The organism is Citrobacter sp. wls827, from assembly GCF_005280875.1.
Lineage (GTDB): Bacteria > Pseudomonadota > Gammaproteobacteria > Enterobacterales > Enterobacteriaceae > Citrobacter > Citrobacter youngae.
The window spans coordinates 168,041-191,986 of sequence record NZ_SZWR01000021.1 but is presented as its reverse complement, the minus strand read 5'-3'; the positions used below and the strand labels follow the sequence as shown (position 1 = coordinate 191,986).

The window sequence follows — 23,946 nt, the reverse complement described above, 5'->3', positions numbered from 1 at the left end:
CTTAGTAGCAATAATCGCTGCTGTTCAGCAACATTTTTGCAATATAATGGAATGATGTTAAACGCTGAACCTGGCAGGTGAATGATGGAAATTGATCTCGATAATCTGGTCTTTGATGGGCTGGAAGAAGCGCAAGAGCGTAATGCTGAACGTCTGGAAGATGCGGACAAAAAAGCGCAGGAAATGATTGCTGATAACGACTGCGGCGATGCCTGCAAAATCTAATTTCTGAACCGGCTCAATGCCGGTTTTTTTATAGTCAGCCTGCGCTTCACGCCGTATAACGCAACGCCTCAATCAGCTGTGCAAAGGCTGCGGTATGTTGTCTACGGCTGGGATAGTACAGGTAATAACCGGGAAAAGGTTCACACCAGTCTTCCAGCACTTTTTCCAGCGCTCCCTCTGCTACCGCCTGCTCGACGGTGTCTTCCGGTACAAATGCCAGGCCCATGCCCGAAATCGCCGCACTGATACGCGGTGGAAGATTGTTAAAAATAAGCTGCCCTTCTACCCGCACGCGGAGATCCTGCCCATTTTTGGCAAACTCCCAGGCATACAGCCCGCCCAGGGTCGGCATGCGCATATTGATACAGTTATGATTCTGTAAATCATGCGGGGTTTGCGGTTTGCCATGGCGGGCAAAATAGGCGGGGGATCCCACCACAACCATGCGCCAGTCGGGACCGATCCTGACAGCAACCATATCTTTGGCCACCTGCTCGCCAAGCCTGATACCGGCATCATAGCGTCCCGTCACGATATCCGTCAGGCTGTTGTCGATGGTCATTTCCACATTTACATCAGGATACGCCTGCAAAAACGGCTGTAGTGCAGGCCAGACGGTCGATTGCAACGCATGTTCCCCGAGCGTCAGACGGATATTCCCCGCCACGCGCTGGCGAATATCGGTTAATGCCAGTAGCTCCGACTCAATGTCATCGAAACGCGGACTGATACTGTTGATAAGCCGTTCTCCGGCTTCGGTTGGCGCGACGCTTCGCGTGGTACGGGTCAGCAATCTGACATCCAGTCGCTCCTCAAGCCCGCGAATGGCATGGCTTAATGCTGACTGCGAGACCCCTAACTTCGCTGCGGCGCGGGTAAAACTGCGTTCACGGGCAACGACAATGAGATAATAGAGATCGTTAAAATTATCACGCAGCATGCTTGTTCCCAATCCAGACCTGTTTTGACGTATGTTACAGATCAGAATTGAGATTCAGTAGTATTTCTGCTCATTTTGCACACTTCATTCCAGTACATTTCGCGCGTCAGGCGAAGTTCAGCGTGTTGTTTTATCACGGAACCACTCCGGATCAATGTTGGCGATATCCACCCCATACAGGCTGGCGGCAGGAAGAACAGACTCCACAACACGCTGAAGATTTCGTTCCGCACTATGTTGTGGAGTCTGTGGATGTCGATTCTTTATACGCAACCAAAGATATTTAACCCCGTTCATCTTCTCCGCCTCCGCTGTCTGTTGGGCTCAACTTATTCCAGCGCAGAATGCGTAAAAAATGAAATGCGAATTTTTGCCAACGTTGTGCGCTATTTTGCATTTCAGTTTTTCATTATTTTCACCCGCAATTAACACCCTTTTCACTAATACCATTTTGTATATAGATAAGAATTTTTTCTTATTTGGTCACCGCCGCAAGTTATGGGAGCGTAAAAAGCACAAACCAAAACAACAGGGATTCAAAGAAAATGATGGCAACGACGATTCACAGCACAAAAAAAACATGGCTGGCACTCAGTGTCCTGCTGGCGTCAGGCATTGCCGCGTCATACGCTCAGGCCGATCAACTGGCCGATATCAAAGCCGCAGGCGTGGTAAAAATCGCCACCTTTGACGCCAATCCACCGTTCGGCTCTATTGATGCAAAAACACATAAAATTGTCGGCTACGACGTTGATTTCGCTGAAGCGCTGGCTAAATCACTTGGCGTTAAACTGGAACTGGTCGCCACCAATCCGGCTAACCGTATACCGTTATTGCAGTCCGGTAAGGCCGATTTAATCGTAGCGGATATCACGATTACACCTGAGCGTGCACAGGTTATCGATTTTTCCGCCCCTTACTTCGTTACCGGACAGCAATTCCTCGTTCCGGCAAAATCGCCGGATAAGCTTGATGACTACAGTAAGGCCCGTATCGGTGCGGTGAAAGGGACGACAGGTGAGCAGGCGTTGCATCAGCGTTTTCCACAATCACGTGTGCTGGCCTATGACGATATTCCGCTGGCATTAACCGCACTGCGTAATGGTAATGTCCAGGCGATCACCCAGGACAGCACCATTCTGGCAGGGTTGTTAGGCGGTGCGCCGGATAAAGCAGATTTCAAAATTTTGCCCGACCTGTTGAGCAAAGAAGAAATTGGTGTGGGTGTGAAAAAAGGTGAACCTGCGCTGTTGAAGGCCGTGAACGACGAACTATTAAAGCTCGAGTCAACCGGGCAGGCAGCCAAAATTTATGATGTCTGGTTTGGTCCGCAAACCAAAAATCCACAGCCCCGCGCCTTCAAAATAGAAGCGAAGTAATATGCTCTCAGGCCTTTTTCATCGTCCCGCAGCTTCGGCTGCGGATTTTACGCATCTGCGCCAGGCGCGTGTTGAACTGCGTAATGTCATAAAACACTATGACAATCATACCGTGCTTAACGGCGTCAGCCTGTCGGTTGAACCGGGCGAAGTCGTCACTATTCTCGGGCCTTCTGGCTCAGGAAAGTCGACGCTTATTCGCCTGATAAACCAACTGGAGTCACTGAGCGGCGGCGATATTTTTATTGATGACAAACCAATCGGTCAGCTGCGCGGCCCCACATTGCGTCAGCTTCGCAGCCGGATTGGTTTCGTGTTCCAGCAATTCAATCTCTACACCCACCTGACGGCACAGCAGAACATCACGTTGGCGCTGGAATATGTTCACGGTTGGAAAAAAACGGATGCTGAGCAACGGGCACTTGAACTGCTGGAACAGGTAGGATTAGCTGAGAAAGCCGATGCGTATGCCGCCCAACTTTCCGGCGGGCAGCAACAACGTGTTGCTATCGCCCGCGCGCTGGCCTCCTCGCCGCAAATCATCCTGTTTGATGAACCCACCTCCGCGCTGGATCCAGAAATGATTGGCGAAGTGTTGCAGGTCATGAAGCGTCTGGCTCATAGCGGTATTACCATGATTGTCGTGACCCATGAAATGCATTTCGCCAGGGAGATTGCCGATCGTGTGGTGTTTATTGATGGCGGCGATATTCTCGAAGTCGCACCTCCTGAGGCGTTTTTCACTCGCCCTCAGCACCCCAGGACCCAACGTTTTCTGAAAAAAGTGCTCGACCCGTTACACCAGGAGTCATCGTTATAATGCATGCAATGGACTGGCAGGGGGTGCTGAGCGGGCAACCTCTGCAATGGATAATCTCCGGTTTTCTGACCACACTTTGGGTCACGCTAGCCGGCGTGGTACTCGCCACGGTGTTTGCCATCTTTCTGCTCAGCCTGCGCCTGACAGGACAGCGCTTTGCGACCACCATGGTCAGCGTGTGGGTCTCTGTTTTTCGCAATACTCCTTTACTCGTCCAACTGATGTTCTGGTACTTCGCTGCATGGAATCTCCTTCCTCGCGACGTGATTACCTTCATTAATGCGGAACACTCCTGGTCCATTCTGCCTGGGGATGTCTGGTGGTTAACGCCGGAGTTTCTCTGCTCCGCATGGGGGCTGGGTGTCTTTACCTCGGCCTTTCTGGTCGAAGAGGTCGCCTCCGGTTTACAGGCTGTGTCTGGCGGGCAGCGCGAGGCAGCCATAGCACAGGGGTTTTCGTCATGGGCGACGTTTCGTCACATCCTGCTCCCTCAGGGGCTGGCAAATGCCTGGCAGCCGATCGTGGGGCAATATCTTAATCTGATGAAGCTGTCTTCATTGGCCAGCGGCATTGGCTTTGCAGAACTGACATACCAGGTACGGCAAATTGAAAGCTATAACGCCCATGCGTTGGAAGCCTTTGCCGTCGGCACGGCACTCTACCTGCTGACCGGCATTGTACTGGGGATGTTGTTAACCCGTCTTGGTCCTGTGTCTGCAGCAGGTAAACCGTTGGCACGTAAAACACGCATATTCCGTTTCAGGAGCCTACTGCATGATCGCTAATATTTCGGTTATTACCGACAATCTGGACTACCTCCTGTGGGGGCGGGTCACAGAGGGGCAACCGGGGGGCGTTCTGCTCACGCTGTTGATGGCGATTGGCGCAGCGGCACTGGCGCTTCCCGCTGGGATCGCACTCGCCTGCTGTGCCTGGCGTTTTCCTGGGGCGATACGTAAGGGGCTGTTTATCTGGGCAGAGTTTATTCGCGGTATTCCGTTAATCTTCGTGATTTTCTGGATGTGGTATCTGTTGCCCATGCTCACAGGCAGTGATTTACCGGGAGCCATAACCGTCACGCTGGCATTGGCCTGGTTTACCGCCGCCTCGGTGATGCATTCTGTGTACGCGGGTATCACTGCGCTGCCAGGCGGTCAGTATGATGCGGCCATCGTTCAGGGGTTTCGTCCGCTCCAGGCGCTCGGGTTAATTCTGTTGCCACAGGTTCTGCGCAACGTACTGCCCTCGCTAACGGGGATTTTTATCGGGCTACTCAAGGACACGTCGCTGGCATTTATCGTCAACGTGCCTGAACTCACGACGGTTGCGGGTCAGGTTAACAACCGGGTACAAATTTACCCGGCGGCCATTTTTGTCTTTACCGGACTGGTCTATTACCTGCTGTGCTTTAGCCTGGAGAAGATCACTCAGCGTCGGTTCGCGTTGAAATAGCAACACGGCTCAACATGCCACAAATTGATGGTCTTCGTTGAGCCGATACTTCACCCCTGCGCGAATGTTATTTTCACCCTCAATAGCCACCGCAAAGCGCATTCTCTTACCGTCGTGATAGGCAAGAGCCGCGCATCCGCCGGGGCCGAGAATTATTGAATCGACCACGCCAGTACTGGCAATAACAGTGTTTTCTCCGTTGGCCATGATCTGCACGTTGTCCGCGCAGTTGGCGATTTTCGACTCTGCGCCAAAACTGGCTATCTGGGTTAAATCACCGCTGCTGGCAATACGACTTCTGTCACCCAGCGAACTGATGCGCACCCGCATACCCGTGCTGGCCATTCGTGTACCGCCTCCCACACTACTGACTCGTGTGGAGTTTCCCGCGATGGCAATACGGCCACGCTCACCGGAGCTGGCAACATGAGCGTTATAACCCACGCAGCCAATACGTGCGCTGTAACCTGCACTGGCAATCTGCGCGGCGTACCCGGCGCTGACGATTTTAATGTTATCGCCCGCGCTACCGAGACTGTCGCCATCAGCCGCGCTCGCCAATTGTTTACCGTTGTCGTCTGCCGTCTGCGGACAGACAACACGGCCCATCGCACTGATATCCTGCTGGACAAAATTCTCTTCATCCTGCCATCTTGACCAGCCGTATTCCACGAGGCTATCTGCCCAGTCACTATACCCTTCCTGCTGGAGTGCACGGTGCACCTCCGCATAGCTGCCTCCTTCAGGAAACGCACGCAGAAACCAGCGATACATCACGGGCCCGACGCGCCAGGCCCGTAAGTCACCACGCGTAATCATCATCTCTTAATGCCGGTGATAGCCATCCACCATGCACTTAAAGGTTTCGCCCGGTGTGCGTCCTGTGGTGCAGAGATAAAGATGTCCAAAAATGAAAAACACGCTCACGACAGCCAGCGCAAAGTGCGCCTGCAGCAACCAGTAACGTACGCCAGGGAACAGATCGCCCACAGCCTGTGGGTACAGGGATAGCAACCCGGAGATCAGCAGTAGCGGCAGCAAACCGTACATCACGCCGACATACGCCGCCTGCTGTAACGGATTGAATTTCGAACGCGTTGATGCCGGGAATGGATGCGCTTCGCCCTGCATAATGCCAAACAGGTAAAATCGCGTCTGCCTCTGCGCCCGGCCGATCCAGCCCTGACGCTGAATAATATAGTGATGCCCGTTCCCCCCAATCAGGTTAATCAGGACAAAACCAATCCAGCAGGCAAGCAGCAAAAAGCCACATACCTCATGCACAGTCAGCAGGCTTTTCATCACTGGGGCACTGACCGCAGTGAAATGATTTAGCAGGCCGCTGGCCAGCAGCAACAGAAATAACAGCGCATTCGACCAGTGCCACAAACGGACAGCTTTCGAGTATAAATAGACCTTCTCTCCGTGTCCTGCAGACGCTTTATTCGCTGAACGAAAGCGCAACATTGCGTGGAGTGCCAGCACCAGCCACATCCCCACCAGCATTAACCCGGCGAAAACCAACCAGACAGGCCAGTAATCCGGCGAAAACATTGGGACGTACTGCGCAAGCTGTGCGTGAAACTGTTCGGCATTCTGCGACGCGTTCATACATTATCCTTTTTAATCAAATGTTGACCGAACCGACGATACAGATGGGGCTTCCCGGCGCCTGCAAGTTGATATTCGTAGTACTTGTTTTCCCGCAACCAGGTCTGAATTTCCGGGCTGTCCTCACGGCCAAAAATCAACGCGTGTTCTGGACAAGAATTGACGCAAATTGGCGGGAAACCTTTCGCCAGACGTGATTCGGCGCAGAAGTCGCATTTATCCGCCACTTTGGTTTGTGGGTTGAGATAGCGTACCTGATACGGACATGCGCCAATGCAGTAACTGCAGCCGATACAACGGGAGGTATCGACTCGCACAATCTCGTTTTCATCTCGCCAGGAAGCACCGGTCGGACACACCTCAATGCAGGGGGCATCGTCACAATGCTGACAGGACTGACGAAAATAGTGATACAGCGTTTCGTTATCGTTATCCGTTACCGGGATATGGGCTATTGATAAACGACTCCCCTGAACAGGAACATGATTCGTTTTCCTGCACGCTCGGGCGCAAATATTACATCCGTTGCACAATGATTCGTCGTGGATCATGACATAACGAACGTTTTTAGTACTCTTCGTACTCGCTAACAGGTTTTGGCCTGGGCCGGTGAAAAAAAACACCGTCCCCATGCCAATGACAAATTTTCGTCGGGTGAAGGACATCGGGTTATCCTCTAATACTGTGACAGTGATCGTCCACACGTTCCATGACATCAACCTGAAAAATTCAGGGGTTCTGATACTGCTCAACCTCAAGCCATTCGCACAGGCCATACGCTTTGCCGTAACTCATAAAGCGCTCGCTAAACAGATAAGGTTCCGCATTCGACGATTCCACAGCACGTATGTCTGCATAATCAGGATGCGTTTCCATTGCCGTGAGCGCCGCCGTAACCTGCTCAGGTTCAAAGTGGTATGGCGGTTGCGCCAGCATGGCGACCTTATAGGGGCGAGGATACGTTTGGCAGTCAAAACGTACCGCTTCTGCAATGGCACGGCAGATATCATTTTCCACCACCTGCACACACATCTCGGCGTAGTTTGCCGTCATGGTTTGCGTCGAGTAGAAGTAGGTATCCTCTGAGCCCTGGATACAGAGAATATCTGCGTCGGATGCATGCTGACACATCGCGTCCAGCAGCGTAGCCAGGTCACTTTCAGGAACCGAATAAGGTGGCAACAGAAACACGCTGTGTGCCACCAGTTGACCTGAAGCAGAATGCTGGCGGATAAAATCCGCCACTATCGACTCCGGACTGGTGGGTTCCTGGATTAATGACGAACTCTGGTGTGCGACAGGCTGGTGTAACGCGTGCAGCCACTGTCTCTTTTGGCTATCCACGTCATCACCATGCACATCCTCTGCAGCGGCCAGGTCGTTACTCACGTACGTCATCTGCGTTCCTTACGCCGGCAACAGATTGTGTGCAGCCAGGTCGGCTGCCACATCCTCAAGGCCGAGGCGGTGAAGGGTGTCGCGAGTTGGGCAGCCCAACGCCGGGTCCCAGCCCATTTCCTGATAGAACATCGTTAGCGACTGACGCATATCTTCCCGGTCCATCTTGTCGGTCCCTTCGGTAAAGACTGGGATCTTCGGATCTTTATCAAACACCCAGGAGCAGATCAGGTCGTGCTCATTACGCATATCCATGGTTTGCATCAACTTGACTGTATAAGCACGGTGCAGGGTAAAAATGCGCTCCGCGGCCAAATCCAGACTCGCCTGAGTTGTTTCATCCCCCGTTACGGCCTGGAAGAATTTCGCTTCCAGATCGAGGTCTCCACGATAGTTTCGACTCTTCAATGGCGAAACCGTCATTGGCCAGACCCAGTTACACAGCGTAACCGCATTGTGCAGACAGACTTTCAGCAGCGTCCATTTGGCGTATTTGATTTTGGCGGCATTAATCGGGGTATAGTTTTTGGTTTCATCGTAGGCATCCTGTGAGCCAAACAGTTCGCCCGCTACTTCACGCTGTAGCGCCAGCGGTAAACCGGAGCCGATAAAGTTGATATGGGTATGCGTCATACAGTCGCGGTTGAACATACAGTTGGTGATCGCCCCCACCTGCGCCGAGGCTTCGTTCGCATGGTGAACAGGGAAACCAAACGGCGACCATAGTTTGTTCTTCGCGTAACCCCAGTACTCTTCGCCCAGATTCCAGCGTTCTGCAATCGCGTAGGAACCATCTGCCAGGTGGCTGAGTTCACCCACGCGATGCGCCAGTCGATAGTAGAAATCTTTGATAAAGTTCGGATCGCCTGCTTCCAGTTGATCCCAACGGATCTCTGCATACTCTGCCGCAGGTAACACTCGCTTAAAGACGCCTTTGGAGTAGCAGTAAGTAAAGTCACGGTGCAACTGCCCGTAGTTACACCAGATGCCATAATCGTCAAACAGGTTCAGGCCAACCAGGTTTCCTACGACGCGCCCATCGTCTTTATCGTCGAAATCTTTCGGCCCATTCGGGAAAATAGTGGTGTGTACAAAGTTCGCCACGCAGGTATTCCCGCCGGTACTTGGCACACCAAAATCTTTCACACGGGGAACATTGAGTTGCGACATACAGCGAATTGGACATGAATGGCAGCCACTCATTTTGACGGTGTACTTCTCAGCGGCCGGGCCGAGATCAAACACGGATTTATGGGTACGAAAACCGACCGTATTCTGGTTTCCCGGTGGAATTTCCCCCGTTTCGATTGGCCCTCCTTCCGCAGCGCCCCAGAACAACCCTTTGCGAGCCGTCCAGCGCGAATTAGGTGAAGAGTATTCAGCCCAGGCCTGCGGCGTGCTCGGCACAACATGGTTGTTGTTGGCGCCGATTAGCTCGGTCATCATGTAGTCATTAAGCCGCTTCATCTCTTTGCGATCGGCAATATTGACCCCCTGGGTCCCTTCTACCGCAATGGCCTTCAGGTTTTTCGACCCCATGACTGCGCCAGTGCCGGCTCCGCCGCTGTGGTTACGGCTATTAATCATGCAGGAAAGCGGAACAAGGTTTTCACCCGCCTGACCAATAGCTGCAACGCACGTTTCCGGGCTGGTGATACGGCAAATTTCTTCAGTGGTTGCGCGCGTACCCTTACCCCATATGAAGTCCGCTTTTTCGATGCTGACCTTATCGTCTTTGATGTTGATCCAGACCGGAGAAGGTGATTTCCCTTCGATAATAATGGCGTCGTAACCCGCGAATTTCATTTGTGCGGCAAAGAAACCGCCCATATGGGCATCGACCACTAAATTGCCTTTGGTAAATGTCGATAATGAGGTGATATTAACGCGAGAACTGCAGGGCGCGCCCGAACCGGTTAGCGGCCCGGTCGCGAAAACCAGCTTATTTCCTTCATCAAAAGGTTTGGTGCCTGGCTGGACTTCGTCGTACATAATTTTATAGCCAAAGCCCATCCCACCGACAAATTTCTTAAATTTACTGGAATCTTCAACGGTGATATTACCCGTGGTGAGATTGACCCGTAAAATATTACCTGTCCAACCATTAGCCATCATGTTTTCCTTTGCAAGAAGGTCCGATAGATATACTCGCCACCTTTCAGGCAGTTCTTTTATTCAAAAACTGCAATTTTCCGGCATTAAATGACGCGTATCAGGCAGCCCTGCTATCCATCAAACAGTAATATCTTTCCACTCAATAATTTTTAATGCCCCTGTCGGACAAGCATTAGCGCATTCCCCGCATAAAACACATTTTGAGGATTTCTTCGTTACGGTATTAACGGTCGCCATCATCCATGGGCAGGCCGTGGTACAGGCACTGCAGCCAATACAGCGTTTATGATCTACGGCAATGCAACCGTCTTCCTGTTTCCAGGTAATTGCGCCAATCGGGCAAACTTTCATGCACTGGGGATCTTTACACTGACGGCAGGTGTCTGCGGTGTAGTTTAAATCGCCGTACAACCCGCCACCGGACCCAACACCATCATCGCCAAAGAAGTAGTTACGATGAATTTTGATGCGGGAAAAGAAGGTGCCAACAGCGCCATCGTTATAATTAGTACAGGAAATTTCACAGCGGTGGCAGCCAGTACAGCGGGCTCGTTGAGTCACCAGCACCCCTTTCGGCGTATTGATAAGTCCGACGGTGCCGCTATCGATATCTTCCTGCTTGCAACCAAAAAGGGATAGCAGAGCGGGGGCAATCGTTAATCCTGCCAGACCCTTCCCTGATATACGCAGAAACTCAAGCCGCGTTAAACCACAATCTAAAAATGGACGATCAACCTGGTTCATTTATTTCGCATCCTCTTCGCAAACGCTGTAGTAGCAACAGATCCAGGCTAATTTTAATGAATGCAGATCAGGTCAAATCGGCCATAAATGTTGCCAACAACACGTGAATTTTTGCCCTAACCTGATCGCACAGATGACGGTGGTTAAACTGAATCAATCCATACCCTAAACTCGGGTATAATCCTTTAGGGTTAGGCAGATAAATAATGTGGTTATTCCCCCCCTGTAACCTTGATCGTTATCAATTAAAAATCGGAAGGAAAATAATTAATGTGGAGTGATATTTATTATCATTAAGCGAGATTGAAATAACATTTCATATGCATGAAAATATTTGGGAGTGCAATCACAAATATTGTGTTACACACCATTCGATATATAATTAAATATATAGCGCAATGCGTAATTTTAGTGACCGAACTAAATTATATTTATTGGAAGATAACGAAGAATAAAATAAGAGGACGGCAGAATAATTCTACCGCCCTCTTTTATGGATTAACCGGCCAACGCTTTAATCACCGTCTCCATGGCCTGTTTTTCTAACTCACTGCGCTTCACACGCTGATTGGCGAGGGTTGTTCTCAGTACGCCAGCAATGACGATATGCTTAGGCTCTTGCCCCAGATCGCGCATTTCCAGCACTACTTTACCGACTACTCTGCACATCTCGCGGTACAGCTCGTCGTCTTTGGTCTGATTTCCCATATTCACCCGCTCGTCATTAACTCAAACCCACAGCATATATCACTCTGACAAATTAGACAAAATCCAATGAAAATCAAATAAATGTCAAAATTTTACTGGATCCGCTGAAGTCGATTTACCAGCTCGGCGAGGCTTCCGGCCCGCATTTTTTCCATCACCCGCGCCCGATGCACTTCAACCGTGCGAACGGCAATATTCATGGCATCGGCGATTTCCCGATTTATCAACCCCTTTGCAACCAGATTCGCCAGTTCTCGCTCCTTCGGGGTAAGTTGCTGATAGCAAGCAACGATTTCCTGTCGCGAAAAAGCCGCTACCGAGGCCTGCACAGCATTTTCCAGCGCAGTCTGTAGCGGCGCGGCTGAAACCGGCTTCTGTAAGAAATCGACGGCTCCGCGCTTCATTTGTTCAACCGCCATGGGCACATCACCATGCCCGGTAAGAAATACCACCGCCAGGGTGCTCTCGCGCTGACGCATTGCTTCATGCACGGCATGTCCATCCAGTACCGGCATGCGCATATCCAGCAGTAATACGCCGACCTGATGCAGATCGGCCTGAGCCAAAAATGTTTCACCCTGCTCCCAGCAGCGTACCTCATACCCCATACTTTCCAGTAAAAATGCACAGGCCTGAGTAACCGCTACATCGTCATCCAACAGATGAATTATTGCCACGACGCCCTCCTTCCTGTGTTTGCTTAAAATGTAATGTCACCGCTACGCCCGCCAGACCGTCAGACGCTGGGTGATTTTTGATGCTAATGTCGCCATTTGCATAGCGAACCAGTCGCTGACAAATGGCCAGCCCGAGTCCCATCCCTTCCTTACGGGTGGTCATAAAGGGCTGGAATGCCTGATATAACTGCGCATCGTCGATCCCTCCGGCGTTATCCTGCACCAGGATACGCACACCATGCTCCTCACTGCACGCTGAGAACCACACCGTTTTTGCCCCCGCCTGGGCCGCGTTTAGTACCAGATTAGCCAGAACCTGCTCCAGCAAAACGGTCGGCAGTGTAACCGTGAGCGAATTATCGACCTGCGTTTGTAACGCTACCGTCGGGAATTGCTGTGCCATGCGTAATAACTGCCAGACATGATGGATCGCATCATGAATGTTAATGGGCTCCCAGTCGTCAGTCATCACCGGATTTCCCTGCGCCTGACTGACCCACTGACGTAAATTGCGTAGCGTATCGGCGCCCCGCTGCGCCTGCACGTCAATCTGTTCAAGGGCGGGTAACAACGGATGCTGCTGATCCTGGCCGCGCAGACGAATCAGACAACCCTGTGCATAGTGGCGGATAGCCGAAAGCGGCTGGTTAAGTTCATGAGCGAATCCGGACGTCATCTCGCCCAGCACGCTCATTTGACGCGCGGTTTCCAGCGCCTGTTCCTGTTTACGCAACAGCACATTATTACGCTCAAGCAGTCTTCCACGTCGGCGGACCAGCAGCATGACCCAGATGTAATTCAGCGTCAGCAACAACAGGACGATACCCGCCGCCCCCATGGCCAGACGATGTTGAATAAACCAGCTTTTGACATCCAGCCACAATTGACGCTGCTGTGGGTGCTGGCGGACATCGCGCAGCAAAGCTTCTACTTCGCGGGTTGAGGCCGGCGCGCCCCAACGAAAGACAGCGTTTTGTGGCGCGTTAAACAGTACCCGCGTGACACGATCGGCCAGTTCATCACTGACCGCGGGCAAGGCAGCAAACGACCAGTCAGGATAGAGCGGCGTGCTGGTTACGCAAGGAATTGACGTTGGATAGCTAATCACGGCCCTAAAGTCCGCTTTGCGGATTAGCCCTTCTTCATCCATTTTTTCCAGCAGACACACAGGCACAATCACCGCCTGAACCGCTTTTTCACGTAATAAATACAGCAAGGCATCGGCAGGAAAGCCGGTAAACGTCAGATGTAAATCACGTTCAGGGCGCAATCCCGCATCGCTGAGCGCTTTGTATCCCAGCAAATAACCGCCAAATGCCTGAGCATCAATGGCACCTACCGTTTTACCAATCAGATCATGTGCATTCACAATCCCACTGTCGCGCCTGACGAGGACCGCACTGCCAATCACGTTGCTGGTTGCCTTTCCGCCACGAGTGGAGCGTAATGATGCCAGCCAGCGAAGCGCTGCATGGCTGTTTAACTGCACGAATTGCGCCGGATTGGTGACCACAAACTGGACGGTTCCACGGTTAACCGCCTCCTGCATCTGCTGCAGATCCAGCGGTTGAATATGAAACTGTTCACCCGGAATTTGCTGATTTAACAGGGTTTCCAGCGGTTGCCAGTGGGCACGTGTAGAGACCTCGCCACGCATCGCCAAAACACCCACATTCCACGAACCTGCCCACGCCACGCTGCCGAGCATCCACACGGAGGCCAATAGCGTCAGACATCGAACGACGTTACATCCCACTGAATTATCCCTGTCAATTATGTTGTTTTAGATCAACAACAAGCCGGGTATGTGGTTAACCACAATAGAGCTGCCCCCGCCACGATTTTTACACTGTAAATCATTGAGATTCTTTATTCATCATACGCAAATCAACGGCGTGACCAATGTTTCGTTGTTGCATCGTGACGGGAGAAAATATGGACAGCAGTAAACGGCAGTTTCTCCAGCAACTGGGCGTCCTGACCGCTGGCGCATCACTGGTTCCCCTCGCACAGGCCCAGTTTCCCTTTTCGCCTGAACGGCATGAAGGATCGCCCCAGCATCGCTACGGCATGCTGGTCGATCTGCGTCGATGTATCGGCTGCCAGGCCTGCACCGTGAGTTGCGCGATTGAAAACCAGACGCCGCAAGGTGAGTTTCGTACCAACGTTAATCAATATCAGGTGCAACTTGAAGGCCAGCAAAGCGTCACCAACGTCCTGCTGCCGCGCCTGTGCAACCATTGTGATAACCCCCCTTGCGTGCCGGTGTGTCCGGTGCAGGCCACCTTCCAGCGCGAAGATGGCATTGTGGTTGTCGACAACACACGCTGTGTTGGCTGCGCCTACTGTGTGCAGGCCTGCCCATACGATGCACGGTTTATCAACCATGAAACGCAAACCGCCGATAAATGCACTTTTTGCGTTCATCGACTGGAAGCGGGCCTGCTCCCGGCCTGCGTAGAGTCGTGTGTTGGCGGCGCGCGCATCATCGGTGATATCAAGGATCCACACAGCCGGATTTCTCAAATGCTGCAACAACATCATGACGCCATCAAGGTCCTGAAACCGGAAAGTGGCACCTCGCCGCACGTGTTCTATCTGGGCCTGGATGAGGCCTTTGTGACACCATTAATGGGGCGTGCCCAGCCCGCGCTCTGGCAGGAGGTTTAAATGAACCCTACCTTGATTATCGAAGAGGTTCTGACGCATCCACAGGACGTAAGCTGGTTACCCTGGGCTGTGCAATATTTCTTTTTTATCGGCATTGCCGCCTGCGCCGCACTGTTTGCCTGCGTGATCCACTGGCGCAAACAAGAGACGCCGGAACTGGAAAACCTGACGCTGTTAATCGCCCTGACCTGCGCGATTACCGCGCCGCTGGCGCTGACCGCTGATTTACACCAGACCGCTCGTGTCTGGCATTTCTACGCCTTTCCGACGCCATGGTCGTGGATGCCGTGGGGCGCGCTGTTTTTACCGCTATTCACCGGGTTTTTAGGGCTGTGGTTTATCGCACAACAGGTTAAGCGATTAACCGCAAAAAGTTACAGCGTCACTAAATGGTTGGCCGTGGGAAGTGCGCTATCGGCGATTGGACTGTTGGTCTATACAGGTCGCGAGGTCTCGATTGTCGAGGCGCGTCCGATCTGGTTCAGCTACGCCTTCCCGGTAGCGATGTTCCTCAGTGCCCTGCAAACGTTTCTTGCCCTGCTTATCGCCACGGTGAAAAACGCAGGGACAACATTACCGCGCAAACTGGCATGGGGACAGATAGCCACGCTGTGCGCGCTGGCTATCGTGGTGGTGATATGGGCTAGTGGCAACACGCTATCGGGGTCAGCAATTCGCCAGTGGCTGGATGTGGCGGCTTCCGCGCGACATTACGCCATCGGCTGGATTGCACTTTGGGTTACCTCACTGGGCGTTTGCGCCCTGGTGTTACGCCATCCGTTATCACTGCCATTACGTATTTCGCTGGCAATAAGTGCAATGGCATTGTGCTGGCTAATGCGCTGGACATTACTCATTCAGGTACAGACCGTACCGAAATTTAACGCCCAGTTTAATCCCTATATCCTGCCCGGTGGCACAGATGGCTGGCTGGCTATTCTTGGCACTTTTGGCCTGTGGGTCGCACTGATCATTATGGTTCGTGAAGCCCTGAACGCGATCGCAAGGAGAATGCAACATGGCTAATTTAACTCGTCGTCAGTGGCTTAAAGTTGGTCTAGCCGTCGGGGGCATGGTGACCTTCGGCCTGAGTTATCGGGACGTGGCAAAGCGTGCGATTGATGGTTTGCTTGACGGAACATCAGGAAAAATAACCCGTGACCGTATCTTTGGTAATGCACTCATCCCCGAAGCACATGCCCAAACGCGCTGGCAACAGAACCCGCAACAGGTGATCTCCATGACGCAGTGTTTCGGCTGCTGGACGCAATGTGGCGTGCGTGTCCGTGTTGATAACGAACAAGGCAAAGTGTTGCGTATTGCGGGCAACCCGTACCATCCGCTATCTCACGAACACCACATTGACTCCTCTGTTCCCTTTGCCGCCGCGATGGAACAACTGGCGGGCGAAACCGGCCTTGATGCCCGCTCCACCGCTTGCGCTCGCGGTGCAACGTTACTTGAAGGCCTGTACAGCCCACTGCGTATTCTGGAGCCAATGAAACGCGTGGGTAAACGTGGGGAAGGCAAATGGCAGCGCATCAGCTTTGAGCAACTGATCAAAGAAGTGGTGGAAGGCGGCGATCTGTTTGGCGAAGGCCACGTTGACGGTCTGCGGGCGATCCACGATCCCGATACGCCGATTGATGCCCGACACCCCGGTTTCGGCCCAAAATCCAATCAGCTACTGGTCACCAATACCAGTGATGAAGGACGTGATACATTTTTGCGTCGCTTTGCCCTGAACAGTTTCGGCAGCAAAAACTTCGGTGCCCATGGCGCATACTGTGGTCTGGCCTATCGTGCCGGATCTGGCGCGTTGATGGGCGATCTGGATAAAAATACCCACGTAAAACCCGACTGGGATAATGTCGAATTTGCGTTGTTTATGGGGACGTCTCCAGCACAATCCGGCAACCCGTTTAAACGCCAGGCACGGCAACTCGCCAGTGCCCGTTTACGTGATGACTTCCGCTATGTTGTGGTTGCACCAGCCCTACCGCTAACGACAGTGCTTGCCGACGATCGTGGGCACTGGCAGCCCGTACGCCCAGGGACGGACTCCGCTCTGGCGATGGGGATGATCCGCTGGATAATTGAAAAGCAGCGCTATAACGCTGATTACCTGGCTATTCCAGACGTACAGGCCATGAAGCAGGCCGGGGAAAAAAGCTGGACCAACGCCACCCATCTGGTCATTACCGATGAAATTCCAACGCTCGCCGGTCAGCATTTAACGCTGGCGCATTTACGCGCAGACGCCGCCAACGAACCAACAGTCATTAACGAAGCCGGTGAGATCGTCGCCGCCAGCAGTTGCCAACGTGCCCAACTGTTTATCTCCCGTGAAGTCACGCTGGCCGGGGGGCAAACGGTCACGGTAAAAAGTGGCTTCCAGTGTCTGAAAGAATCCGCTGAGAAACTGTCAATGGCGCAATACAGCCAGCAGTGTGGTGTTTCTGAGGCAGACATTGGCGCGCTGGCCGATGCTTTCACCCGTCACGGACGAAAAGCAGCAGTGATCACGCACGGTGGGATGATGGCGGGTAACGGTTTTTATAATGCCTGGTCGGTAATGATGCTCAATGCGTTGATCGGGAACCTGAGCCTCGAAGGCGGCGTGTTCGTCGGCGGCGGTAAGTTCAACGGCGCAACTGACGGCCCGCGCTACAATATGGACAGTTTTGCCGGGAAGGTGAAACCTAAAGGTCTGAGCATCGCCCGCAGCAAGACAGCCTATGAGTCTTCCGAAGAGTACCGCAACAAAGTCGCCGCCGGGCAATCGCCCTTCCCGGCCAAAGCGCCCTGGTATCCGTTTGTCGCAGGCCAGCTTACCGAATTGCTGGTTTCAGCACTGGAAGGTTATCCGTATCCGCTAAAGGCCTGGATCTCCAACATGACCAACCCGTTTTATGGGATTGCGGGCTTACGCGGTGTGGCAGAAGAAAAGCTAAAAGATCCTGCACGTTTGCCGCTGTTTATCGCGATTGATGCGTTCATGAACGAAACAACCGCGCTGGCGGATTACATCGTACCGGACACGCATAACTTTGAAAGCTGGGGATTCAGCGCCCCATGGGCCGGTGTCGCCAGTAAAGCCACCACCGCCCGCTGGCCCGTGGTCAGGCCCGCTACCCGCCAGACAGCTGACGGTCAACCAGTCTCAATGGAGGCTTTCTGCATCGCGGTGGCAAAACGAATTGGTCTCCCCGGCTTTGGTGACAATGCCATTGCCGACCCGCAGGGCAATCAGTATCCGCTCAACCGCGCCGAAGATTATTATCTGCGGCTGGCCGCCAACATTGCTTTTATGGGCAAAACGCCTGTGGCGGAGGCACGGGAAGAGGATATCGCGCTGACCGGGGTGCAACGAATCTTGCCGGTGATGACCCAAACGTTAAAAACCGATGAGGTGAGTCGCGTGGCGTTTATCTATTCGCGCGGTGGCCGTTTTGCGCCAGATAACAGTGGTCGGGTCGATAACCGCGTCGGCAATGCGTGGGAAAAACCGCTGCAAATATGGAATGCGGATGTCGCTGCACACCGTCATGCGATTACCGGCGAGCGCTACAGCGGCTGTCCGGCGTGGTATCCTTCGCGCCTCTCTGATGGACGTGCGGTTGAGGAGTTGTTCCCGGAACAAGAGTGGCCGTTGAAACTGATTTCCTTTAAATCGAATACCATGTCCAGCGCGTCGGCCGTGATCCCGCGACTGCATCATCTGAAGCCGGTTAATCTGGTGGCGCTCAATCCACAGGATGGTCAGCGGTATGGTTTAGCACACGGCGATACCGTTCGCATCACCACGCCGGGCGGGCAGGTTGAAGCGCAAATCAGCTTACTGCAGGGCGTGATGCCTGGGGTAATCGCAATTGAGCATGGCTATGGACATAAAGAAATGGGCGCTGCGCAGCATACGCTCGACGGTGAGCCGATGCCATTTGATAAAAAGATAAAGTCGGGAATCAATATCAACGATCTGGGCTTTGCGGATCCGACACGAAAGGTTGCCAACACCTGGCTGGATTGGGTTTCAGGAGCCGCTGTGCGTCAGGGGTTGCCAGCGAGAATTGAACGAGTATAGCTCTGCGCGAACGCATTTTACCCGGCCTACAAGACGTCGTAGGCCGGATAAGGCACTGCCGCCACTCAGCAAAAAGCGGATCAGTTATTAACCGGGATCACCGCGCCTTTATATTTGGTACGGATCCAGTCCTGGATCTCTTTGGAGTGCAGCACATCAACCAGCGCCACGATATCCTTTTTCTTCTCGTCACCGCGATGCACGGTAATGATATTGGCATACGGGTTGTTTTCACCGCTTTCTACGGCAATCGGATCTTTCACTGGATCCAGTCCGGCGTCGATTGCGTAGTTGGCGTTAATCACCACCGCATCCCCTTCTTCATTGTTATACATCTGCGGTAACAGCGCCGCTTCCACGTTAGGTAAGAACTTCAACTTTTTCGGGTTCTCTACGATGTCGCTAATGCGCGCCGTCACTTTATCCACACCCGGCTTCAGCTTGATCACACCCTCTTTTTCAAAAATCGACAGAATACGACCTTCTTCAGATACCGCATCACGCATGATCACCTTGCCACCTTCCGGCAGATCCTTCAGTGACTTCACCTTTTTCGAATAGATACCAATCGGCTCAATATGAATCGCCCCTGCGCTGACGAAATCATAGGATTTGTCGCCAGCATGATCTTTAATCACGCTATTCAGGTACGGGATATGCTGGAAGTAGTTAGCGTCAATCTCACGACCCGCCAGCGCGGTGTTCGGCAGAATGTAGTCCTGGAATGGTTTAATCTCCAGGTCTATCCCTTGCTTCGCCAGTATAGGCTTAGCCTGCTCGAGGATCTCTGCATGCGGCACGTTGGACGCGCCAACGGTCAGCGTATCTGCCCACGAGGCAAAGCTCAGGGCGCTTAAGGTTGCAGCTGCGAGTAATGTCAGTGATTTTTTCATGATGATGGTTTCCGTATTTTATTAGCGTTTATCTAACAGAGAGGTGATCACATCGCCGCAAAGCTGAATGATGAAGACGATGAGCAGAATCGTTACCGTCGCCACCAGCGTGACGTCGCTGTGGTTGCGCTGGAATCCTTCCAGATAAGCCAGGTTCCCTAAACCACCGGCACCAATCACCCCAGCCATCGCGCTGTAGCTAACCAGTGCAATCAGCGTCACGGTGATCCCGGACACCAGAGCGGGTGAGGATTCCGGCAGTAAAACCCGAAAAACAAGCGTCGTCAGACGTGCGCCCATCGAGCGCGTCGCTTCAATAACGCCTTTATCGACTTCACGCAGGGCGATTTCGACCAGGCGTGCGTAAAAAGGTGCAGCCCCCACAATCAACGCGGGCAACGCGGCATTGGCGCCGAGAATGGTGCCAACGATCGTTTTGGTAAACGGTATTAGCAATACGATCAGAATGATGAACGGGATCGAGCGGAAAATATTGACCACCAGCGAGATCGCGCTATACAAGGCGCGGTTCTGGAATAGTCCACCGCGAGCGGTCAGGAACAGCGCCAGCCCGAGTGCAATCCCAAGGACAAACGTTGCCGCACCAGAAAGTGCCGTCATATAGAGCGTTTCCTGGGTTGCTGCCAGCAGTTGGTCCCACTTCAGATGGGGAAACAGATCTTCAGGCATGTTGAATCACCTCGCCTTCAATGTCGCTCTGGCGCAGGTCGGCCAAAATATTGTTCAATTGTTCCTCAGAGGCCACAACGTGCACCCAGAGCTGACCAAACACACCGTGCGCGGTTTGCGTCATCTTGCCGTGCAAAATGTTAAACGGCAGGCCATAGCGTAAGGTCAATTCGCCAACCACTGGCCGATGCGTACGTTGCCCGGTAAATGTAAGCCTGATCACCACGCCGCCAAGTTCGCTGGCCAGCTGCGGGTTGAATTCGTCTTCCTCGGCATATTGACTCACCTGACGAACGAACTGTCGGGTGATCGGTTGCTGTGGATGGGTAAAGACAGTAAGTACATCGCCCTCTTCAACCACCCTGCCGTTTTCCATTACCGCGACGCGATCGCAGATCTTGCGTACCACGTGCATTTCATGGGTGATCAGCACGATGGTTAATTTGAAGCGACGGTTAATATCGAGCAGTAACTCCAGAATCTGATCGGTAGTTTGCGGATCCAGGGCTGACGTAGCCTCGTCACAGAGCAGTACATCAGGATTATTCGCCAGCGCGCGGGCGATCCCTACGCGCTGCTTTTGGCCGCCACTGAGCTGCGATGGATACGCATTTTCGCGACCGCTCAGACCGACAAGGGTAATCAGCTCGGCCACTCGCGCCTTAATCATCGCTTTCGGCGCACCGGCAATTTGCATAGAGAAAGCGATATTTTCACTGACGGTGCGTGACCACAGTAAATTAAAGTGCTGAAACACCATGCTGATTTTCAACCGTGCCTGACGCAACGATTCCCCGCGGGCGGCGGAAATATCCTGACCGTTAATCGTCACGCTACCGGAGGACGGTTTTTCCAGACCATTGAGCAAACGTATTAAGGTGCTTTTTCCCGCCCCGCTGTAACCAATGATCCCGTAAATCTGCCCCTGCTCAACCGTCAGGTTGACATCATCGACAGCGGTAATAGAAAGCCTGCCTGGCGTAAACACTTTCGAAATATTTTTCAGGACAATCATGTCGTTTGGGTATCCGCTGCTGCTTATTGTTATCCTGCTAGTGCTTTTGGCTGTTTAGCAGTATGGATGTCCAAATGAGTGTAATCAGCGAGATTGACTTTTAAAATGAATTAAAAAGAATTTGATATAACTTTTAGAAATATGAAGACATTCGAGCCGGGATGACAGGATAACCCTCATCTGAGAGGACAAATGCAGGTTGTTGCGCAACAAACCTCGACGGTGGACAACCTCTTTATCCATACCTATGAACAAATTAGTGAATATTTCTTGTGAAACTGCACAGAACTCTTTTGAAACGCTGTTTCCATTTTCCTTTTTGATAATTTTCAGCGTATAATGCGCGCCAATTGTCTCTTGAATGGTTTCAGCACATTGACCTGTAAAACTCAACGACTACAAAACTCACCATCCCGTTGGGCTGAAACGCAAGCACACATTCCTCTGCACGCTTTATCGATGTCACCTATTCTTAGAGCGAGGCATCACAACTTTCGTAACTCAGGTTTAGCTTTCCATCCGTGCGCGATGGAAGCCAGATTTCCATATCCTTCTCAACTTAAAGACTAAGACTGTCATGAAAAAGACGAAAATTGTTTGCACCATCGGTCCGAAAACCGAATCCGAAGAGATGTTAACCAAAATGCTGGACGCGGGCATGAACGTCATGCGTCTGAACTTCTCCCACGGTGATTACGCAGAACACGGTCAGCGCATCAAGAATTTGCGCAACGTCATGAGCAAAACCGGTAAAAAAGCCGCTATTCTGCTCGACACCAAAGGTCCGGAAATCCGTACCATTAAGCTGGAAGGCGGCAACGACGTTTCTCTGAAAGCGGGCCAGACCTTCACTTTCACTACCGACAAATCTGTTGTGGGCAACAATGAAATCGTTGCTGTTACCTATGAAGGCTTCACTAAAGACCTGTCCGTCGGTAACACCGTTCTGGTCGACGATGGTTTGATCGGCATGGAAGTTACCGCTATCGAAGGTAACAAAGTTATTTGTAAAGTGCTGAACAACGGCGACCTGGGCGAAAACAAAGGCGTTAACCTGCCGGGCGTTTCCATTGCCCTGCCAGCACTGGCTGAAAAAGACAAACAAGACCTGATCTTCGGTTGCGAACAAGGCGTTGACTTCGTTGCAGCCTCCTTTATCCGTAAACGTTCTGACGTCGTTGAAATCCGCGAGCACCTGAAAGCGCACGGCGGCGAAAACATCCAGATCATCTCCAAAATCGAAAACCAGGAAGGCCTGAACAACTTCGACGAAATCCTCGAAGCGTCTGACGGCATCATGGTTGCTCGTGGCGATATGGGCGTTGAGATCCCGGTTGAAGAAGTTATCTTCGCGCAGAAAATGATCATCGAAAAATGTATCCGCGCACGTAAAGTCGTTATCACTGCGACCCAGATGCTGGACTCCATGATCAAAAACCCGCGTCCGACCCGTGCTGAAGCTGGTGACGTTGCTAACGCCATCCTCGACGGTACCGACGCAGTCATGCTGTCTGGTGAGTCTGCAAAAGGTAAATACCCGCTGGAAGCCGTTACCATCATGGCGACCATCTGTGAGCGTACTGACCGCGTGATGACCAGCCGTCTGGACTTCAACAACGACAGCCGCAAACTGCGCATCACCGAAGCCGTTTGCCGTGGCGCGGTTGAAACTGCAGAAAAACTGGATGCTCCGCTGATCGTCGTCGCAACCCAGGGCGGTAAATCTGCTCGCGCAGTACGTAAATACTTCCCGGATGCCACCATCCTGGCGCTGACCACCAACGAAACTACCGCGCGTCAGCTGGTGCTGAGCAAAGGCGTTGTTGCACAGGTGGTTAAAGAAATCAGCTCTACCGATGATTTCTATCGCCTGGGTAAAGAAGTTGCTCTGGAAAGCGGTCTGGCACAGAAAGGTGACGTTGTGGTGATGGTTTCCGGTGCGCTGGTTCCGAGCGGCACCACCAATACAGCATCTGTTCACGTGCTGTAATAATTCCATCGCGAATTAATTTGCTTAAAAAGCGCCCTTGCGGCGCTTTTTTATTTTCTTGATAGCCACGATTAATAAAAAATCAAATCGGATTTCACTATCCAATCCGAGATTATCTAAGATGAATCCGATGGAAGCTTTCTGTTTTCTCACGAGTTTTTAGCTGTTTTTGCACAATTCGATGCTTCTTTGAGCGAACGATCAAAAATAAGTGCATTCCCATCAAAAAAATATTCTCAACATAAAAAACTTTGTGTAATACTTGTAACGCTACATGGAGATTAACTCAATCTAGAGGGTATTAATAATGAATCGTACTAAACTGGTACTGGGCGCGGTAATCCTGGGTTCTACTCTGCTGGCAGGTTGCTCCAGCAACGCTAAAATCGATCAGCTGTCTTCTGACGTTCAGACTCTGAACGCTAAAGTTGACCAGCTGAGCAACGACGTGAACGCAATGCGTTCCGACGTTCAGGCTGCTAAAGATGACGCAGCTCGCGCTAACCAGCGTCTGGACAACGCAGCTACTAAATAC

The 23,946-nt window shown here is 52.2% G+C and carries 25 protein-coding genes; 11 read left to right on the top strand and 14 right to left on the bottom strand.

Translation table 11 applies throughout. From position 1 onward, the window contains the following. Positions 1-84: 84 nt before the first annotated feature. On the top strand, positions 85-225 hold the full coding sequence (locus tag FDX03_RS18025) for a hypothetical protein (protein ID WP_086523654.1): 141 nt from the start codon (positions 85-87) through the stop codon (positions 223-225). A gap of 46 nt (positions 226-271) precedes the next feature. On the opposite strand, the gene FDX03_RS18020 is transcribed toward FDX03_RS18025, so the two are convergent. Together FDX03_RS18020 and FDX03_RS18015 are read right to left on the bottom strand one after the other, a co-directional pair. Further along, positions 272-1,165 (bottom strand): LysR family transcriptional regulator, encoded by an 894-nt coding sequence (locus tag FDX03_RS18020; protein ID WP_048211818.1) that lies wholly within the window; start codon positions 1,163-1,165, stop codon positions 272-274. A 117-nt stretch (positions 1,166-1,282) separates the two neighbouring features. Next, positions 1,283-1,462 carry a hypothetical protein gene (locus tag FDX03_RS18015; protein WP_071887336.1) on the bottom strand — a complete coding sequence of 60 codons (180 nt, stop codon included), beginning with the start codon at positions 1,460-1,462 and terminating at the stop codon, positions 1,283-1,285. Between the two features lie 248 nt (positions 1,463-1,710). On the opposite strand from FDX03_RS18015, the gene FDX03_RS18010 reads away from it, so the two are divergent. From FDX03_RS18010 to FDX03_RS17995, 4 genes are read left to right on the top strand one after another with little or no spacing between them, the layout of a single operon-like run. After that, positions 1,711-2,544, top strand: coding sequence for an ABC transporter substrate-binding protein (locus tag FDX03_RS18010; protein ID WP_048211819.1), 834 nt, complete (start codon positions 1,711-1,713; stop codon positions 2,542-2,544). Position 2,545: 1 nt separating this feature from the next. Next, the gene (locus FDX03_RS18005) at positions 2,546-3,364 is read left to right on the top strand and encodes an amino acid ABC transporter ATP-binding protein (RefSeq protein ID WP_061067815.1); all 819 of its coding nucleotides are present in this window, start codon (positions 2,546-2,548) and stop codon (positions 3,362-3,364) included. Then, a complete protein-coding gene (locus tag FDX03_RS18000; RefSeq protein ID WP_040233756.1) occupies positions 3,364-4,149 on the top strand; it encodes an amino acid ABC transporter permease in 786 nt (261 codons plus the stop codon). Before FDX03_RS18005 ends, FDX03_RS18000 begins: the two co-directional genes overlap by 1 nt. Beyond that, the gene (locus tag FDX03_RS17995) at positions 4,139-4,816 is read left to right on the top strand and encodes an ABC transporter permease subunit (protein ID WP_101741682.1); all 678 of its coding nucleotides are present in this window, start codon (positions 4,139-4,141) and stop codon (positions 4,814-4,816) included. Before FDX03_RS18000 ends, FDX03_RS17995 begins: the two co-directional genes overlap by 11 nt. Before the next feature lie 9 nt (positions 4,817-4,825). Here FDX03_RS17995 and ydhT read toward each other — a convergent pair whose 3' ends face one another. The 9 genes from ydhT to ttrS form a co-directional block, all read right to left on the bottom strand. After that, complete coding sequence (ydhT, locus tag FDX03_RS17990; RefSeq protein WP_137346349.1) at positions 4,826-5,638, bottom strand: protein YdhT; 813 nt, start codon at positions 5,636-5,638, stop codon at positions 4,826-4,828. Positions 5,639-5,641: 3 nt separating this feature from the next. Beyond that, the gene (gene phsC / locus FDX03_RS17985) at positions 5,642-6,427 is read right to left on the bottom strand and encodes a thiosulfate reductase cytochrome B subunit (protein ID WP_061067813.1); all 786 of its coding nucleotides are present in this window, start codon (positions 6,425-6,427) and stop codon (positions 5,642-5,644) included. Continuing rightward, positions 6,424-7,092, bottom strand: coding sequence for a 4Fe-4S dicluster domain-containing protein (locus FDX03_RS17980; protein WP_137346348.1), 669 nt, complete (start codon positions 7,090-7,092; stop codon positions 6,424-6,426). The genes phsC and FDX03_RS17980 overlap by 4 nt, the downstream gene beginning before the upstream one ends. A gap of 64 nt (positions 7,093-7,156) precedes the next feature. Next, positions 7,157-7,825: a YdhW family putative oxidoreductase system protein gene (locus FDX03_RS17975; RefSeq protein ID WP_137346347.1), complete on the bottom strand. Its 669-nt coding sequence runs from the start codon at positions 7,823-7,825 to the stop codon at positions 7,157-7,159. Between the two features lie 9 nt (positions 7,826-7,834). Continuing rightward, entirely contained in the window at positions 7,835-9,937 is a 2,103-nt protein-coding gene (locus FDX03_RS17970) for an aldehyde ferredoxin oxidoreductase (protein ID WP_048211827.1), read from the bottom strand. A gap of 120 nt (positions 9,938-10,057) precedes the next feature. Next, a complete protein-coding gene (locus FDX03_RS17965) occupies positions 10,058-10,684 on the bottom strand; it encodes a ferredoxin-like protein (RefSeq protein ID WP_048211828.1) in 627 nt (208 codons plus the stop codon). Positions 10,685-11,182: 498 nt separating this feature from the next. Beyond that, positions 11,183-11,392 carry a fumarate hydratase FumD gene (gene fumD / locus FDX03_RS17960; RefSeq protein ID WP_040233753.1) on the bottom strand — a complete coding sequence of 70 codons (210 nt, stop codon included), beginning with the start codon at positions 11,390-11,392 and terminating at the stop codon, positions 11,183-11,185. A 92-nt stretch (positions 11,393-11,484) separates the two neighbouring features. Next, a complete protein-coding gene (ttrR, locus tag FDX03_RS17955; protein ID WP_137346346.1) occupies positions 11,485-12,069 on the bottom strand; it encodes a tetrathionate respiration response regulator TtrR in 585 nt (194 codons plus the stop codon). Beyond that, the gene (gene ttrS / locus FDX03_RS17950; RefSeq protein ID WP_101741753.1) at positions 12,044-13,777 is read right to left on the bottom strand and encodes a tetrathionate respiration histidine kinase TtrS; all 1,734 of its coding nucleotides are present in this window, start codon (positions 13,775-13,777) and stop codon (positions 12,044-12,046) included. Before ttrS ends, ttrR begins: the two co-directional genes overlap by 26 nt. Before the next feature lie 227 nt (positions 13,778-14,004). On the opposite strand from ttrS, the gene ttrB reads away from it, so the two are divergent. Genes ttrB through ttrA form a run of 3 tightly spaced genes read left to right on the top strand, consistent with a single transcriptional unit; the run spans position 14,005 to position 18,823 of the window. After that, positions 14,005-14,739 carry a tetrathionate reductase subunit TtrB gene (gene ttrB, locus FDX03_RS17945; RefSeq protein ID WP_005122827.1) on the top strand — a complete coding sequence of 245 codons (735 nt, stop codon included), beginning with the start codon at positions 14,005-14,007 and terminating at the stop codon, positions 14,737-14,739. Continuing rightward, a complete protein-coding gene (gene ttrC / locus FDX03_RS17940) occupies positions 14,740-15,765 on the top strand; it encodes a tetrathionate reductase subunit TtrC (RefSeq protein ID WP_137346345.1) in 1,026 nt (341 codons plus the stop codon). It begins immediately after the preceding gene. Continuing rightward, positions 15,758-18,823: a tetrathionate reductase subunit TtrA gene (ttrA, locus tag FDX03_RS17935; protein ID WP_137346344.1), complete on the top strand. Its 3,066-nt coding sequence runs from the start codon at positions 15,758-15,760 to the stop codon at positions 18,821-18,823. The genes ttrC and ttrA overlap by 8 nt, the downstream gene beginning before the upstream one ends. Positions 18,824-18,903: 80 nt before the next feature. On the opposite strand, the gene FDX03_RS17930 is transcribed toward ttrA, so the two are convergent. Genes FDX03_RS17930 through FDX03_RS17920 form a run of 3 tightly spaced genes read right to left on the bottom strand, consistent with a single transcriptional unit; the run spans position 18,904 to position 21,421 of the window. Beyond that, positions 18,904-19,716 carry a MetQ/NlpA family ABC transporter substrate-binding protein gene (locus FDX03_RS17930; protein ID WP_048211834.1) on the bottom strand — a complete coding sequence of 271 codons (813 nt, stop codon included), beginning with the start codon at positions 19,714-19,716 and terminating at the stop codon, positions 18,904-18,906. Positions 19,717-19,737: 21 nt separating this feature from the next. Beyond that, positions 19,738-20,406: a methionine ABC transporter permease gene (locus FDX03_RS17925; protein WP_048211835.1), complete on the bottom strand. Its 669-nt coding sequence runs from the start codon at positions 20,404-20,406 to the stop codon at positions 19,738-19,740. Beyond that, positions 20,399-21,421, bottom strand: a complete 1,023-nt coding sequence (locus tag FDX03_RS17920; protein ID WP_048211836.1) for an ATP-binding cassette domain-containing protein — start codon at positions 21,419-21,421, stop codon at positions 20,399-20,401. The genes FDX03_RS17925 and FDX03_RS17920 overlap by 8 nt, the downstream gene beginning before the upstream one ends. A gap of 375 nt (positions 21,422-21,796) precedes the next feature. Between FDX03_RS17920 and FDX03_RS23575 the strand changes: the two genes are divergently transcribed. The 3 genes from FDX03_RS23575 to lpp all read left to right on the top strand — a co-directional run. Continuing rightward, positions 21,797-21,991: a hypothetical protein gene (locus FDX03_RS23575; protein WP_245163452.1), complete on the top strand. Its 195-nt coding sequence runs from the start codon at positions 21,797-21,799 to the stop codon at positions 21,989-21,991. 7 nt (positions 21,992-21,998) lie between these two features. Next, positions 21,999-23,411, top strand: a complete 1,413-nt coding sequence (gene pykF / locus FDX03_RS17915) for a pyruvate kinase PykF (protein WP_003029366.1) — start codon at positions 21,999-22,001, stop codon at positions 23,409-23,411. Positions 23,412-23,718: 307 nt separating this feature from the next. Then, positions 23,719-23,946: murein lipoprotein Lpp (gene lpp, locus FDX03_RS17910; RefSeq protein WP_137346391.1), on the top strand; the 228-nt coding region annotated here is incomplete at its 3' end.

What these genes read in the sequence shown, in the direction of transcription:
- ydhT (WP_137346349.1), bottom strand. Translation starts at nt 5,638, where the DNA reads ATGATGATTACGCGTGGTGACTTACGGGCCTGGCGCGTCGGGCCCGTG.
- FDX03_RS18015 (WP_071887336.1), bottom strand. Translation starts at nt 1,462, where the DNA reads ATGAACGGGGTTAAATATCTTTGGTTGCGTATAAAGAATCGACATCCA.
- fumD (WP_040233753.1), bottom strand. Translation starts at nt 11,392, where the DNA reads ATGGGAAATCAGACCAAAGACGACGAGCTGTACCGCGAGATGTGCAGA.
- FDX03_RS18020 (WP_048211818.1), bottom strand. Translation starts at nt 1,165, where the DNA reads ATGCTGCGTGATAATTTTAACGATCTCTATTATCTCATTGTCGTTGCC.
- FDX03_RS17925 (WP_048211835.1), bottom strand. Translation starts at nt 20,406, where the DNA reads ATGCCTGAAGATCTGTTTCCCCATCTGAAGTGGGACCAACTGCTGGCA.
- FDX03_RS17965 (WP_048211828.1), bottom strand. Translation starts at nt 10,684, where the DNA reads ATGAACCAGGTTGATCGTCCATTTTTAGATTGTGGTTTAACGCGGCTT.
- FDX03_RS18000 (WP_040233756.1), top strand. Translation starts at nt 3,364, where the DNA reads ATGCATGCAATGGACTGGCAGGGGGTGCTGAGCGGGCAACCTCTGCAA.
- pykF (WP_003029366.1), top strand. Translation starts at nt 21,999, where the DNA reads ATGAAAAAGACGAAAATTGTTTGCACCATCGGTCCGAAAACCGAATCC.
- ttrS (WP_101741753.1), bottom strand. Translation starts at nt 13,777, where the DNA reads ATGCTCGGCAGCGTGGCGTGGGCAGGTTCGTGGAATGTGGGTGTTTTG.
- phsC (WP_061067813.1), bottom strand. Translation starts at nt 6,427, where the DNA reads ATGAACGCGTCGCAGAATGCCGAACAGTTTCACGCACAGCTTGCGCAG.
- FDX03_RS17920 (WP_048211836.1), bottom strand. Translation starts at nt 21,421, where the DNA reads ATGATTGTCCTGAAAAATATTTCGAAAGTGTTTACGCCAGGCAGGCTT.
- FDX03_RS17980 (WP_137346348.1), bottom strand. Translation starts at nt 7,092, where the DNA reads ATGTCCTTCACCCGACGAAAATTTGTCATTGGCATGGGGACGGTGTTT.
- ttrC (WP_137346345.1), top strand. Translation starts at nt 14,740, where the DNA reads ATGAACCCTACCTTGATTATCGAAGAGGTTCTGACGCATCCACAGGAC.
- FDX03_RS17930 (WP_048211834.1), bottom strand. Translation starts at nt 19,716, where the DNA reads ATGAAAAAATCACTGACATTACTCGCAGCTGCAACCTTAAGCGCCCTG.
- FDX03_RS17975 (WP_137346347.1), bottom strand. Translation starts at nt 7,825, where the DNA reads ATGACGTACGTGAGTAACGACCTGGCCGCTGCAGAGGATGTGCATGGT.
- FDX03_RS17970 (WP_048211827.1), bottom strand. Translation starts at nt 9,937, where the DNA reads ATGGCTAATGGTTGGACAGGTAATATTTTACGGGTCAATCTCACCACG.
- FDX03_RS17995 (WP_101741682.1), top strand. Translation starts at nt 4,139, where the DNA reads ATGATCGCTAATATTTCGGTTATTACCGACAATCTGGACTACCTCCTG.
- FDX03_RS18025 (WP_086523654.1), top strand. Translation starts at nt 85, where the DNA reads ATGGAAATTGATCTCGATAATCTGGTCTTTGATGGGCTGGAAGAAGCG.
- FDX03_RS18005 (WP_061067815.1), top strand. Translation starts at nt 2,546, where the DNA reads ATGCTCTCAGGCCTTTTTCATCGTCCCGCAGCTTCGGCTGCGGATTTT.
- ttrB (WP_005122827.1), top strand. Translation starts at nt 14,005, where the DNA reads ATGGACAGCAGTAAACGGCAGTTTCTCCAGCAACTGGGCGTCCTGACC.
- ttrA (WP_137346344.1), top strand. Translation starts at nt 15,758, where the DNA reads ATGGCTAATTTAACTCGTCGTCAGTGGCTTAAAGTTGGTCTAGCCGTC.
- FDX03_RS18010 (WP_048211819.1), top strand. Translation starts at nt 1,711, where the DNA reads ATGATGGCAACGACGATTCACAGCACAAAAAAAACATGGCTGGCACTC.